The organism is Wolbachia endosymbiont (group B) of Pammene fasciana (assembly GCF_947251495.1).
In the GTDB taxonomy this organism is placed as follows: domain Bacteria; phylum Pseudomonadota; class Alphaproteobacteria; order Rickettsiales; family Anaplasmataceae; genus Wolbachia.
Genome location: NZ_OX366360.1, coordinates 911,476 through 925,935 on the forward strand (window position 1 = coordinate 911,476; position 14,460 = coordinate 925,935).

13 protein-coding genes and 1 pseudogene are annotated in these 14,460 nt (G+C 34.8%); 2 read left to right on the forward strand and 12 right to left on the reverse strand.

All coding sequences use genetic code 11. The features are described 5' to 3' along the window. Window positions 1-189 precede the first annotated feature (189 nt). Complete coding sequence (locus OPR29_RS04280; RefSeq protein WP_265025119.1) at window positions 190-1,275, forward strand: hypothetical protein; 1,086 nt, start codon at window positions 190-192, stop codon at window positions 1,273-1,275. A 90-nt stretch (window positions 1,276-1,365) separates the two neighbouring features. On the opposite strand, the gene rlmB is transcribed toward OPR29_RS04280, so the two are convergent. Further along, window positions 1,366-2,133, reverse strand: a complete 768-nt coding sequence (gene rlmB, locus OPR29_RS04285) for a 23S rRNA (guanosine(2251)-2'-O)-methyltransferase RlmB (protein ID WP_007302490.1) — start codon at window positions 2,131-2,133, stop codon at window positions 1,366-1,368. A 92-nt stretch (window positions 2,134-2,225) separates the two neighbouring features. Here rlmB and OPR29_RS04290 point away from each other — a divergent pair, with 92 nt between their 5' ends. Then, window positions 2,226-2,717 (forward strand): Smr/MutS family protein, encoded by a 492-nt coding sequence (locus OPR29_RS04290; protein WP_007302491.1) that lies wholly within the window; start codon window positions 2,226-2,228, stop codon window positions 2,715-2,717. Window positions 2,718-2,728: 11 nt separating this feature from the next. On the opposite strand, the gene uvrC is transcribed toward OPR29_RS04290, so the two are convergent. From uvrC to nuoG, 11 genes and pseudogenes are all read right to left on the reverse strand, one after another. Continuing rightward, window positions 2,729-4,546 carry an excinuclease ABC subunit UvrC gene (gene uvrC / locus OPR29_RS04295; RefSeq protein ID WP_012481994.1) on the reverse strand — a complete coding sequence of 606 codons (1,818 nt, stop codon included), beginning with the start codon at window positions 4,544-4,546 and terminating at the stop codon, window positions 2,729-2,731. After that, on the reverse strand, window positions 4,530-6,638 hold the full coding sequence (glyS, locus tag OPR29_RS04300) for a glycine--tRNA ligase subunit beta (RefSeq protein ID WP_265025120.1): 2,109 nt from the start codon (window positions 6,636-6,638) through the stop codon (window positions 4,530-4,532). The genes uvrC and glyS overlap by 17 nt, the downstream gene beginning before the upstream one ends. Before the next feature lie 3 nt (window positions 6,639-6,641). Next, window positions 6,642-7,481, reverse strand: coding sequence for a glycine--tRNA ligase subunit alpha (locus tag OPR29_RS04305; protein WP_265025121.1), 840 nt, complete (start codon window positions 7,479-7,481; stop codon window positions 6,642-6,644). A 44-nt stretch (window positions 7,482-7,525) separates the two neighbouring features. Further along, window positions 7,526-8,284 carry a phosphatidylglycerophosphatase gene (locus tag OPR29_RS04310; protein ID WP_265025122.1) on the reverse strand — a complete coding sequence of 253 codons (759 nt, stop codon included), beginning with the start codon at window positions 8,282-8,284 and terminating at the stop codon, window positions 7,526-7,528. A 202-nt stretch (window positions 8,285-8,486) separates the two neighbouring features. After that, the gene (locus OPR29_RS04315; protein ID WP_265025123.1) at window positions 8,487-8,714 is read right to left on the reverse strand and encodes a hypothetical protein; all 228 of its coding nucleotides are present in this window, start codon (window positions 8,712-8,714) and stop codon (window positions 8,487-8,489) included. A 29-nt stretch (window positions 8,715-8,743) separates the two neighbouring features. Continuing rightward, window positions 8,744-9,597, reverse strand: a pseudogene (locus OPR29_RS04320) (IS982 family transposase). Window positions 9,598-9,607: 10 nt separating this feature from the next. Next, window positions 9,608-9,733 carry a hypothetical protein gene (locus OPR29_RS04325; RefSeq protein WP_265025124.1) on the reverse strand — a complete coding sequence of 42 codons (126 nt, stop codon included), beginning with the start codon at window positions 9,731-9,733 and terminating at the stop codon, window positions 9,608-9,610. Window positions 9,734-9,977: 244 nt separating this feature from the next. Beyond that, window positions 9,978-10,976, reverse strand: a complete 999-nt coding sequence (gene hemB / locus OPR29_RS04330) for a porphobilinogen synthase (protein ID WP_052264901.1) — start codon at window positions 10,974-10,976, stop codon at window positions 9,978-9,980. After that, complete coding sequence (gene nuoH, locus OPR29_RS04335) at window positions 10,969-11,994, reverse strand: NADH-quinone oxidoreductase subunit NuoH (protein ID WP_265025125.1); 1,026 nt, start codon at window positions 11,992-11,994, stop codon at window positions 10,969-10,971. Before nuoH ends, hemB begins: the two co-directional genes overlap by 8 nt. After that, a complete protein-coding gene (locus OPR29_RS04340; RefSeq protein ID WP_010404400.1) occupies window positions 11,978-12,427 on the reverse strand; it encodes a hypothetical protein in 450 nt (149 codons plus the stop codon). The genes nuoH and OPR29_RS04340 overlap by 17 nt, the downstream gene beginning before the upstream one ends. Beyond that, window positions 12,411-14,459 (reverse strand): NADH-quinone oxidoreductase subunit NuoG, encoded by a 2,049-nt coding sequence (gene nuoG, locus OPR29_RS04345; protein WP_458694754.1) that lies wholly within the window; start codon window positions 14,457-14,459, stop codon window positions 12,411-12,413. Before nuoG ends, OPR29_RS04340 begins: the two co-directional genes overlap by 17 nt. Window position 14,460 lies beyond the last annotated feature (1 nt).

Here is a 14,460-nt window from a genome sequence, read left to right on the forward strand (position 1 = left end):
ATTCCAGTGTCAAGCACTGGAATAACACCAAAGGGGCTACTAGGATGACATCGTCTGCTACATACTTAGATCACAAGAGAAGAATTCTGAAGCGAAAAGCTTCAAGGAAATCTTATGCAAAATCTAGTATTTACGGAATTTATATTATTTTCATGCACATTATGGTTTTTATAATTAACGGAAAGTGATATGGCTAGTTTAACTTTTAAAGACAACTCTGGAGCAAATGTACCATCCCCTAACATTAAAAGCATAATTTATGAAGATGCTGCACAGAATAAGTATACCTTTGGTGTAGACAATGCTACTAATGTTTTCAACACTTTTAAGTATGAACCTAATGGTGCTGCTGAAATAGATTACAGTGCTACAGCAACAAAGTTCATGACTGGAGGTGCAATTGCTACATTATTAGGTATTGGAACTAATGTAGATGCAATAAAAACTAAGACTGATTCTATTCCAGCTGACTTAAGCGCTGACTTAGTTACCATAAAAACTCAAGTCGGAACAGATCTGATATCAGGAATAAAGGCTAAGACTGATAAGATTACAGATACCTTAGGAGCTGATGTCACTGCTATAAAGGCTAAAACTGATACTATTCCAGATGACTTAACAGCTAAAGTAACTGCTATAGAAACTGCTACAAATTCTGCTAATTTAGGAGATAAGGTTACTGCAATACAAACTAAGACTGATAAGATTACAGATACCTTAGGAGCTGATGTCACTGCTATAAAGGCTAAGACTGATAAGATGCCTGCTGATTTAGGAACTGAGTTAGGTAATTTAGCTAAATCTGCTGAACTAGCTCCTTTAGCTAAATCTGCCGATGTTACTGCTATAAAGGCTAAAACTGATACTATTCCAGCTGACTTAACAGCTAAAGTAACTGCTATAGAAACTGCTACAAATTCTGCTAATTTAGGAGATAAGGTTACTGCAATACAAACTAAGACTGATAAGATTACAGATACCTTAGGAGCTGATGTCACTGCTATAAAGGCTAAGACTGATAAGATGCCTGCTGACTTAAACGCTGAGTTAATTAAGTTAACTACAATAGGAAATGCTATAAATGGTAATGGTAACGTCACTGAAGCTGCTAAAGCTGTACTAGAGAGCAGTTTCAAGAAAGCTATTAAAGAAGCTGGAGAAGAAGCTGGAGAAGATGGTAGCGAATGGCTTAAAAATGAGATAAAAGAGATAGTGTCACAGCCATCCTTCGAGATTCCAACAGATTCAAGTTCACCTCTTTCTTGGGATTGGTAATGTAAGTGCTAGTGAATGACATCGCAAGATGTCATTCACTGTTGTCATTCCAGTATCACATGCTGGAATGACATCCTTGTTTTATTGCAACTAATTTGCAGTGATTTTTGTTTTAATGTAAATGGAATATAGTCCTATTGCTGCTGCGTTTGAAACATTTAGACTATCAATTACGTTTGACATTGGAATTTTTAAAAGATAATCACAACTTTCTTTCACTAATCTCCGCATTCCTTTCTCTTCAGAACCAAAAATAATTACTCTTTTTTGCCCAAAATTCTTTATTTCATCTATATTTTCCTTTGCATTGCAATCAAACCCATAACACCAGTAGCCTATCTTTTTTAAAGACTCCATCGTTTTTACTATGTTTGTAACGTATATTAGAGGAACAATATCCAGTGCTCCACTTGCTGCTTTTGCGATAGATGCATTTTCGCTCGGTGAATGGTGATGTGGTAAAACCAGTGCATCAATGTTGAAACAAGCTGAGGTTCTTAAAATCGACCCTATATTGTGTGTATCAGTAATTTGATCTAAAATGACTATAGTAGAGCTGTCACCTGAACCTTCAGCTATTTCTTCGATATTTAAGCTGTGAAAAATAGGAGCAACTTTTAAAGCAATTCCTTGATGATTGACACCTTTGGGTAAAACATCATTGAACATTTTGTTCTCTACCAGTCGAGGTTTAATGCCCTTACTATCTGCACATTGTTTAATTTCTTTCTCAAATTCTCTGTAGAAATTTTCTGTTACTAACAGTTCTATACACCGCCTATTTTTGTTTCTTAATGCTGAAATACAAGTGTGCTTTCCATATATCCAACAGTTTTCATTAGCTTTTGATGATTTCATCTCATTATTGAAAATCAGTTTTTTATAGAATAAGCAATATTTTACTGTGTTTATATATTGTTGTAAAATTATGCAGTTCAATTAATGAATTTATGTCAGATGATGAGTTAGATTGGCAAAAAAATGTTAAGCCAATAGAATGTGGAAAAGTTACTTTGAAAGTTGATCACAAAGTAAATATAAAATCTATGATTGATAAAGGTGCCTCTAGTTTACAAGAAAATTTTCTTAATACTGATAATGGTGATTCATCATTTTGTCTTGACTACAATACAAAATTAAAGATCGATAGGGGCAAATATTTTATAAGCGATAAACTCGATTTGCATGGCTATAGTATAGATAATGCTTATTGTAAATTGATAGATTTTATTATCAAAAATTATCAAGCAAGGAATAGGTGCTTATTGGTAATTACGGGGCATGGTAATAGTACAGATAAAATAGACACTATAAAGAATAGCTTAAATAAGTGGTTGAATGACACAAAAGTTCGAAATATGATCTTATACTATCAGCAAGCCATAAAAAAACATGGTGGCAAAGGAGCTTTTTATGTCTTATTAAGAAGAAATAAAGGTTAATTTTAGAGTACCTATTTAGGAGTACCTTTCTTAGAATTCACGTGTTGAAGAATGATTTCTGCTAAACCTTTACTAATTCCAGGTACGTTTTGAATTTCAGCTAGAGAAGCTTTGCTTATATTTTCTACAGAACCAAAATGAGACATGAGTGCCTTCTTTCTTTTACTGCCAACACCGGATATTTCACTTAATTGTGAAGCAAAAAACTGTTTATCGCGTTTTTTTCTATGCGAAGTTATCGCAAAACGGTGAGCTTCATTACGCAGCAATTGTAAATAAAGCATGACCTTACTGTCACTTGCTAGAGTAAATTCTTCTCTGTCCGGCACATAAAATCTTTCATTTCCTGCATTACGATCATGACCCTTTGCCATACAAGCAAAAGGAACTTTTATATTCAATATTTCCAACACATTCTGCACTATGGAAACATGTCCTGGACCGCCATCAATCAGTAAAAAATCAGGGATTATATCTTTTATATTGCCAGAGAAACGTCTAGTCAGCACTTCTCTCATCATTTTATAGTCATCACCTGAAATTTCTTCTTTTATAGTAAATTTTTTGTATTCACTTTTTAAAAAACCTTCCTGCCCTGCAACAATCATCACACCAACTTGTTGATTTCCAGATATATGGCTATTATCATAAACCTCGATACGCTTTGGAATATTTGGTAACGAGAAAATCTTCCTAAGCTCTTCGAGCTTTTCTAGGTTATTTCTATAATCAGTAAGCTTCTGTTCTAGACTATGCTGAGAATTATTGTAAATAAAATTCAACAAATCACGTTCTTTACTATTTTTCGCATGCAAAACTTTTATTGATTTTTGAGTAAGAGCATAAAGTGCTTGTTCTATAATTTCCTTATCCTTAATAAAATCGGGAACGTAAATTTGCGCTGGTGGTGTGTTAACTGGATTATACAAATTGACCAAAAAGGTGGATAAAATTTCATCATTTGAATGATCACTACAATTCTCAATGAAGTAAGGAATGCTTCCATAGTTACCTTTATCTCTGAAAGATAGTACACCAATGCATGCTAAGTCTGCCTCACGTACAACGCTAAAGAAATCTGCATCTTCTTCAAAAGAAAAATCCATTGGCTGCATTTGAATTTGCTGAAGAAATTTCAATCGATCTCTATAGACAGCAGCAAGCTCGTAGTTCATTTCCCTACTGCACTTTTCCATTGTAGAAAATAGCTGTCTTTGCACTTCTTTATTCCTTCCTAGCAGAGTATCTTGTGCTTGTTTTACTGATTTGCAGTAATCATCTTTTGTAATTTTATCTACGCATGGTGCTGAACAGCGCTTAACTTGATACTCAAGACATGGTCTTTTTGTTGAAGAGAAATATTGATCTGAACATACTCTTAAGAGAAAAGCTTTTTGCAATGATAATATAGTGTTCTTAACAGCAGCAGCAGATGGAAAAGGGCCGTAGTAATGAAACTCATTCTTCTTAAACTTACCTCTATATTTCGCTATTCTTGGATAATCATGCTTAGAAATTGTTATATAAGGATAAGATTTTCCATCCCTAAGCAAAATATTATAGGATGGTTTTAACGATTTTATTAACTGTGCTTCAAGAAGCAATGCTTCGATTTCATTCTCAGTGATGAATATTTCAACCTTAATAACCTGTGAGATCATTACTCTGATTCGTTCAGAAAGGTTTTCGAATTGAAGGTAGTCAGATAATCTCGACTTCAAGTTTTTTGCTTTACCAATGTATAAAACCTTACTCTTATCTCCAATCATCTTATAAACGCCACAGGATTGTGGAGATGATTTGATTTGTTCCTTATATTGCCTGAGCATTTATCAATTGTTTAACCTGTATAAGGTTAAACTCTGCTACTAAATGAAAGGTAGAAACAACATTTGCAAGCAAAGATAACCTGTTTATTCTAAGCTCATTAGAATCACAGTTAATCTTTACACTGTCCATAAATTGATTGATAAATGGAGCAAAACGAGCAAGTTCATCAAGCGCTGTATTAAAGTCGTTATTTTCTATCGCTTGTTTGATGTTTTTACAAGCAGCTATAGCACAATTTGATAGCGCAATCTCCTCATCTTCAATCAAAAACTTCTTACTGTAAGATGCATTATAAGTAGTGCCATCACTTTTTCTCACTTTGCTCATCATGTTACTGGCTCTTTTATAAGTGCTTAGAACCTGTTCACCTTCTTTTGTACTAAGATAACGATCCAATATCACAGTTTGCTTTTCCGCTTTCAGCAGATCATTAATATCGACTTTATATAGTATTGAATCTACAACATCTTGCCTTATATTTCTATTTTTTAAAATAATCTTGAACCTTTCTAAGCAGAATTTAAATACTAGTTCTAAAATTTGTTTTTCACTTGGCTTATCAACTGGAGTTATATTTTTATTCAATAGAAGCCTTGAACATAAAGATACTGACTTATCTATCAGCAATCTAATTGGAATATGCAAATTATTTTCAAGTATTGTTCTAATTATACCAATTGTCATTCTACGCAAACCAAACTGATCATACGAACCAGAGATTTTCTCACCTGCTGCAATTAAGCCAACCAAACTATCCATTTTGTCTGCAATAGCTACAGCAATCGCAGTAGGAGATCTAGGGCATTCTTGGTCCGATCCAATTGGCTTATAGTGCTCAGTTATAGCTTCCACTACTTCTTTATCCTCTTGAAAATAAGAAGCGTAGTATCCACTCATTACTCCTTGCAATCCCGGAAATTCTTTCACTATCAACGTTGCAAGATCTGCCTTTGCTAAATATGCAGCACGTTCAACTTTAATTAATGAAGCATGTGGAATAAATATCGCTATATACTTTGAAAGAGCGATAATACGCTTCACTTTTTCTTCTACGCTACCGAGCGAAGCATGAAATGAAATAGAGCTCAATTTTTTGACATAGTAATCTAGGTTTTCCTTCTTGTCTTGAGATATCAAAAACTGGGCATCAGCAAGACGTGCTTCTAATATTCTTTCATGGCCTTTGACAACTTCATTGTTGTTAACATTTACAACAGTAACAAAATGTGATATTTTCTGTCCATCACTTAAAGCAAGATACTTTTGCTGCGTATTAATTATACTAAGTATTACTTCCTTCGGTAATTCTGATGATTTTACTTTACCAAATAATACTATTGGCCACTCTATAAGCCCTGCCAATTCATTAAGTAAATAATCATTTTTTTCAAGTTGTAAGTTCTCCTCTTTTGTAAACTTATTAATCTGATCTAGTATAAATTGCTTTCTTTTGTCCAACTGGAGAATGACATTATTTTTTTCTAACAATTCAAAATAGTCTTTGGGTGTTTTAACAGTAAGTACTGCATCACCTGAAAGAAACCTATGACCATACGTCACGTTGCATGCTGTAACCCCTGCAAAAGATATAGGTATTATTTCGTCATTTAAAATACATAGAATATTTTTAATTGGCCTAACCCATCTCTCTTTTCTTTCACTCCATCTCATACTCTTTGGCCAAGAAAAGTTTTTTAGCATTTCCTCCAGTTGATTTTTGAGAAACCCGTTGATGTTAAATAAGCAGCTTTCTCTCTTAATGAAGTAAAAATCTTCATCGTTTACTTTGCGAATGAGTAAATCTTCTTCACCTTTCCGATTTTTTCTCAAAAAACCTTCGATAGCACTTTTCGGTGCATTAACTCTTGGTCCTTTAATCTCATTGTTAGAATCTTTTAGCTCCAAAGCACTTATACCATCAATAAAAAGAGCAATGCGACGTGCAGTCACATAAACTTCTATAGATGCAAATTTCACATTATTTTTACTAAAAGCATTAGTGATATAGCTCTTAACCTGAGCTGCAGATGAATTCTGCATTCTTGATGGAATTTCTTCTGAAAGACATTCAAACAATAATTGCGACAACATATTCTACTTTGCTCTATATAATTCACAGCATTTTTTTGTTAACTCTCTCACTCTACCAATATAGGCTGTACGTTCATTCACACCAAGCACACCTCTTGCATCAAGTAGATTAAGTAGATGGCTCGTTTTAATACATTGGTCATAAGCTGCTATCGGCAATTCTTTTTCAACAAGGAATTTACACAGTTTTTCTGTATCCTCAAACTGCTGTTGTACTACTTTAGTATCATAATAATCAAGTGCCAGGTAAGAAAACTCTCGCTCTCTTTGTTTAAAAATATCTCCATAAGTTGCACCGCTACCGTTCCACATTATGTCGTAAACATTATCTACACCCTGTATGCACATTGCTAAACGCTCTAACCCATATGCTACTTCACCAGGAATTATTCTGCAGTCAATACCTCCCACTTGCTGTATATAAGTAAGTTGTGTTACTTCCATTCCGTTGCATGTAACCTCCCAGCCAAGACCGGATGCACCAACACTTGGGTTTTCCCAATCATCTTCAATAAACTTAATATCATATTCTTTTGTCGATACACCAAGAGCTTTTAAGCTATTTAAGTAAACATCTTGCAAACTGCTGCCAGATGGTTTTATTATAACTTGGTATTGATGATGCTGATATAAGCGATTAGGGTTGTCGCCATAGCGCCCATCTGCAGGTCTGATTACTGGTTGTAGATACGCAATTTTTGTTGATTTTTCGTCAATCGCTGACATGATTGTTGCGGGATGTAGTGTTCCAGCTCCAACTTCAGACGTATATGGATGAAGTATAGTACACCCTTCATCTGCCCAAAAATCTTGTAATCCCTTTATTATATCCTGTAGATTCACGCAAACTGTATATCTTTTAAACTGAATACATAAGCAAATAAGTACTATTCTATACTTATTTTTTTAATAGTGCCATGAAAATAGTCACTCAAGGCTATTGAACTTTCTTTTACATACTCAAATATGCTTTTGTTTAAAACAATCGCATCATGCATAGTCAGATCGCAGAATATAAATGCAGTCAAGTACAATAAAATCACTGCATAAAACATATGAAAAATCCCTTCAAATGTGATTGATATTGCATTGTTATAACTAAGCTGTATCGTACTTATCGGCCATGGTTTTATTACTTCTACAATATTAAAAAATAAATAAGGTATTATAAAGAAAAAGAACAAATGCATAAGATCATTAAACCAAAATGGACATTGAAGTATTGCTTTACATATACTTAGATAGAATTTACTTACAGTATAATAAATTGACATTATTGCCGGCATCGAAAACGCAACAGTCATCACCTGCCCTGATGCTATTTGTATTACTATATTCTCATCACTGCTGGCTGAAGGATCTTGAGTATGAAAAATAGATATGCCAACTAATTGCAGCACTAACATAACTATTGCTAGCTTGGTAAAAATAGCAGCTACAACTATGCCTGAATTCGGCATTTTATATAGTATAAAATCACCTCCGTATGTAAGCATTAATATAATGTCGGTAATAAATAATATTAGAAAAGAAGACCAATAATGCTGCCAACCCGGTAAATATCCTACTCCTAAAAAAGAGCTTACTATTTTGGCAGGAAAAACCTTGCCTAGCACCTTACCCAAAAATTGAAAAAAAATCCCCATGTCCTAACTAACACTTGACTTATATTTTTCACAATACTGAATTGTAATGGACTTATCAATACACTTCTTGCATAGAAAAAAGGCAAATAGTTAAAAACGATCTAAACCGTTGCCCCTTTATACTAGTAGCCTCCTTTTTTGTCATCCCAGTGCTCCGACACTGGGATGGCTTTGTTGCACCACTCAAGGAAAGAACAGGCAGTTACTGATGGAATTTGTTATAAAATAGATATTTAGCCGACAAAGGAAAAATATGCCAATAAGAATGAAAGTCAGTAACTGCCTGTTCTTTCCTTGAGTGGTGCAACAAAGCCATTCCAGTGTCAGCTACTTGAATGACATCTTTAATCTCCGTATAGCTATGCGTCACGCGCTGGCCTGAAGCTTTAACTATAAATATTAAAAAATTTACCAAGCTAGAAAAAGGCAAAAGAATCCCCTAGTAACCCCAACTATGGATTAGCCAGCAAAGAAAGGCATAGAAATAGAGGGCTTTTTCGACTGCATGGAATAGGAAATCAGAACAGAAAAAACATGAATTAGGAAATTTGTTGGCGATCTGTGTCTTGTGTGCTCAATCTCAAATTTGTTTTTCAAGGAGTCGAAAACAGTCTCAACAATCGATCTTTTCCTTAGTAAAATCTTCTCTTTAAGTGAAATGAGTACGTTTTTCATACCTTTTTTTACTTTAGTGACGAGTTTTAGGCCTCTATCAAAGAGTTTCTCAAAGAGCTCTTTCTTTATATAGCCCTTATCTCCAAACAAAAGTCCGGTCAGTCTTTTAGTGAGAGTTGGCACAGGTTTTCTGTCATCAACGTTACCTTTGGTTAGAGTAAGTGATTCCAATTTCATTAATTACCAAGTGCAATTTAAAGCCAAAAAACCAACCATATGTGCTCTTACTAATTTCTGCCAAACCATCAAAAACTTTGTTCTTGGAGATTCTTTTTTTGTGGCAAACAGCGATTGTAGAAGTGTCTATGTAGGCAATACCTGTCATTTTTGCTTGTTTGCAGAACCATTGCAAAAGTAATGCTAAATACCATAAAACCCGTGATTTAAGAGCGATAAATCGGTCATATGTTGGCAATTTAGAAAACTCAGATTTATAAAGTGGCAGATAAAGTAGGTAAAAAGCTTTGAAACTTTTGCAAGGGGATTGATGATATAATAGAATTATGGTGAGAATTTCCGAAGTCCGGTATTCTAGTTGGTTTTCTTCCTTTTGATAGGAGCATATTAGCAAAATTATCATCGACTGTGCGACAAAAATCCTCGACGCAACAGTAAAGTTCTGTAATATCTTTCTTCATGGGTAACCTCTTAATTATTGATAAAATACTTGAGCTTACCCTGTTTTCCTCTTCTTAGCTGCACTTTTATCTCTTTATTTAATCCATAGTTGGGGTTAGTAGTGAGTTTTGACCCTATAATAATGTAAATTGGCATTGTAATAATGTGCTAACGCTTAAAATAAGCGTGTTTTGGCTGAATGTAGAAAAAATAAAAAAGACATGCAGCCGCTATAATTTTATGTAATCTGCCAATATATACCTGAGTTTTTTACTGAATTTTTGTTGTTAAATCTGCAGAGATTAAAAACAAGGATAAATACTCTTATTGATATGATAAGGAAAGTGGGAAGGTTTGTCAAGTCACTTCGGCCAGCTACCTACTTAGATGTTCCACACTGCTAAGTAGATACCAAATTTTTTGCAACATCAAGTGCAGCATAGGTAAATATTGCACTTGCACCTGCACGTTTAAAACCAATTAAGGACTCATAAATCACTCTGTTATAATCCAGCCAGCCATTATTTGCTGCAGCTTTTATCATTGCGTATTCACCGCTTACTTGGTAAGCAAAAATAGGAAAATTGAACTTGTCACTTGCTGTTTTTATTATATCTAAGTATGGCATACCCGGCTTTATCATAATAAAATCTGCACCTTCATTTATATCCATTTCAATTTCGCAGATTGCTTCGCGTGCATTTCGATAATCCATTTGATAACCACTTTTGTCGATGAAATTTGATGATGCGCACGAACCGACAACTTGCCTGAACGGCGCATAGAAGCTAGAACAGTACTTTACTGCATAGGACAATATTGACACATTCTGAAAGTTATTATCATCCAATGTTTTTCTTATTTTTCCTATCCTGCCATCCATCATATCAGAAGGAGCAACTATATCGCATCCTGCTTTTGCTAAAACAAGCGCTTGCTTACACAATATTGACACAGTTTCATCATTTTCCACATCCATCTTGCCGTCTTTTAAAATGCCATCATGACCGTGAGTAGTGTATGGGTCTAGTGCAATGTCTGCAATAATGCCAATATCCGGTACATTTGATTTTACAGCACAAATTGCTTTACAGATTAAATTGTCAGGATTGTACGCTTCCTCGGCGTTTTCAGATTTTAGTTTACTATCAACTACAGGAAAAATTGCAACAGCATTAATCCCCGAGTCCTTAGCTTTCTGAATTATAGAAATTAATCCATCTATTGAATAACATTTGATATCAGGTAAGCCAGAAATTGGCTCAATTGTTTCTTCTCCGTCATGAACAAATAAGGGAAAAATCAAATCATTTACTGATAAAGTGCTTTCACTTGTTAAATTGCGAATCCACTTGCCTGAGCGCCTACGCCTTAACCTTGTATTTGGGAAATTAAACATTGGATCCAGGCAAATTCCCAGTAAAAAGCAACACTCCTGAAATGAGTATTACCCAAAGTACCGATATTGGCAAAAATACTTTCCAACCAAGACGCATTAATTGATCATAACGATAACGAGGTATTGTAGCTCTAATCCAAACAAATATAAACAAAAGTACAACTATCTTCAAAACAAACCAGATTAAACTAGGAATTTTATACAGCAAACTAAGCTCTAATGGAGGATACCACCCTCCTAGAAAGAATATTGTCATCATAGCGCTTGCTAAAATCATATTTGCATATTCTCCCAAGAAAAAGAGAGCAAAAGGCATTGATGAATACTCGACGTTATACCCAGAGACGAGCTCTGCTTCAGCTTCTGGTAAGTCAAATGGGTGACGATTAGTTTCGGCAAGCAAAGAAATAAAAAATATTATTCCTATAGGCATTAGTAATAAATCAATCCAAAATGGCATATGATGTTTCGCTACCACCATCTCTCCAAGATTTAATGTGCCAGTTGTAATAACAACTGTAGCAACTATTAGACCTATTGAAACTTCATATGAAATCATTTGAGCAGCTGACCTTATAGCGCCAAGAAATGCATAATTAGAATTACTAGACCAGCCTGCAATAATAATGCCATATATTCCCAAAGAGGATATAGCTAGCACATAAAGCACTCCAACATTAATATTTGCTATTACCTTAGGGATTATTACCTGCTGTCCATTTTCTGTAATTATTTCAGCTCCAAATGGTATAACTGCCCAGGAAATTAATGCTAAAATAAAGGTGAGCATTGGAGCCATAATAAACAGTATGGTGTTTGCTCTAAATGGTATTATCGGCTCTTTAATTATCAATTTGATAGCATCTGCAAATGGCTGTAGTAGACCAAATGGCCCTACTACACTTGGACCATGCCTTAGTTGAATTGCACCAATAACTTTACGCTCAAAGTACACTAAATATGCTACTGAAAGCAAAAGTGGAATAAGAAGAAAAAGAATATCAAATATCAAGTACATGCAACCCTAAATCAAAAAAATAGTTCATAATTGTGGCAATAAAAAATACAGCAAATGCTCTAGACACAAAAGACAATGTCCCTATTGAAATCAATAGGACAACACTTTTCTGTACAGCATTTAGCTTAATAGAATAGTAAAATGATATGCATATGAATGACACTAGTGACATCATAATTAAGATCATTGTAAGAGGCAAATAATTCCCTCTTCCCTCGGTAACTATAATAAATGTTATTGCCATCCATACATATCCTTCCGTAAATAGTGCAATAATATCATTGATAAAATCAACTAGCTTATAAACGAACTGTTTTTCTAATGTATTTTGTTCTTTACACAAAAATATAGAGTTTAATTTTCGTTGAAAATATACCAGAGTTATTAGTAATAATGGTGTTAGAATAAATAAAATATTAAGTAGAGTGTTCATAAAAATCCTTAGTACAATCTGCCATTATTTTTGAAGCGCGACCTATTGAGTCTGTCATATAAAAATTACACTCCTTTAAAGTAAAAGGCGTATTACTTAAATTTATTTTACCATTGCTGATTGGTACCCATGTATTTTTTACCACTTGATCAACACTTCTAAACTGTGGACCGATAGTATCTAATTTTTTTCTCACATCAAATAAACTATCATATAACAAGGAAAGGCTCAAATATTGGGATAAATTTTTAATAATCAACCAATCTTCCTTTGCTTCACCAGGAGGAAAAACAGCTAAATTTGTTCTCTGTACTCGCCCTTCAGTATTTACATAAGTTGCATATTTTTCTGTGTATGCAGCTCCAGGTAGAATGACATCTGCTATATGCGCTCCCCTATCACCATGGTGGCCTTGATAAATTACAAATGTATTTTCTAATTTTGATGTATCAATTTCATCTGCACCAAGAAGATAAACAACTTCCACCTCGCCACTTTCTGCCTGTTTTAGCATCTGATTAATGTCTTTTCCACCTTTGCTAGGAACAAATCCAATATCGAGTCCACCAACCCTTGCTGCAGCCTTATGCAGTACGTTAAAGCCATTCCAGTTATCTCTGATCATGTTAAACTTTTCTGCAATTTTGCCAGTTAGCGCTAAAATTGATTCAGAATCATCTCTTACTAATGCATCTTGACCGATGATGAGCATCGGATTTGAGGCAACACTCAGCAGCTTGCAAAATTTATGATTTCCTTTTGCTATTTCGTCTAAGATATTTGGGTTATTGCCTAACCTCTCAACATGGTATAAATACTCAACGTTAGGGCCAATGCTTGCAATAGGAAAATTGCCTTGTAAATATCTCTTTCTCAATCTTGCATTAATGATTGGTGCTTCTATCCTTGGATTCGTATTGATTAGCAAGCATAAATCTGCACTTTCTATACCCTGAATAGTGGTATTGAACACATAAGATCCACGATTACTTGATATAAGATTTGCACCATCTTGCCTGCAGTCTATATTCCCCGAACCAAGCTTCTGCATCACTTCTTTGAGTAGAAGCATAGACTCACAATCTGCTAAATCACCTGCAATTGCAGCTATTTTGTTTGATTTCGTACTCTTTAATTTCTTTGCAGCAACAGTTAGTGCTTCATTCCAATCAACTGGGGCTAATTTACCATCTTTTTTTACATAAGGTTGATCAAGACGCTGAACTTTTAGTCCATCATAGGCAAAACGGGTTTTATCTGATATCCATTCTTCGTTCACTTCTTCATTGAGTCTTGGCAATATTCGCATAACTTCAGGACCACGACAATCAACTCTAATATTACTTCCCACAGCATCTAGCACATCTATAGTCTCACAATGTGATAGCTCCCATGGACGCGCTGTAAAGGAGTAAGGCTTTGAAGTTAAAGCCCCTACCGGGCAGAGATCTATGATATTTCCAGATAATTCAGAACTAATATGCCTTTTTATGTAAGTGCTAATCTCTACATTTTCTCCCCTTCCGATTCCTCCAAGTTCATTTGTACCTGCAACATCAGACAAAAATCTAACACATCGAGTACAATGAATGCATCTATTCATTGCAGTTCCAATCAGTGGACCAAAATGTTTTTTTGGCGCAGCTCTTTTATGCTCATCAAGTCTGCTGGTTCCTTTCCCATAAGCCATCGTGATATCTTGCAAATCGCATTCACCACCTTGATCGCAAATTGGGCAATCAAGCGGGTGGTTAATTAGCAAAAACTCAAGCACACCTTCACGTGCTTTTTTAACCTTAGGGGTATCAGTGTGAATAACCATCCCTTCTGCAACTGGCATTGCACAAGAGGCTACTGGTTTTGGAGGTCCACCCTCCACTTCAACCAAACACATTCTACAGTTACCAGCAATTGCTAAACGCTCATGATAACAAAAACGTGGAATTTCAACGCCCACAACTTCACAAGCTTGAATTATAGTGAGCCCATGCTCTACTTCACATTCCTTAGAATTAATAGTAACTTTAACCACA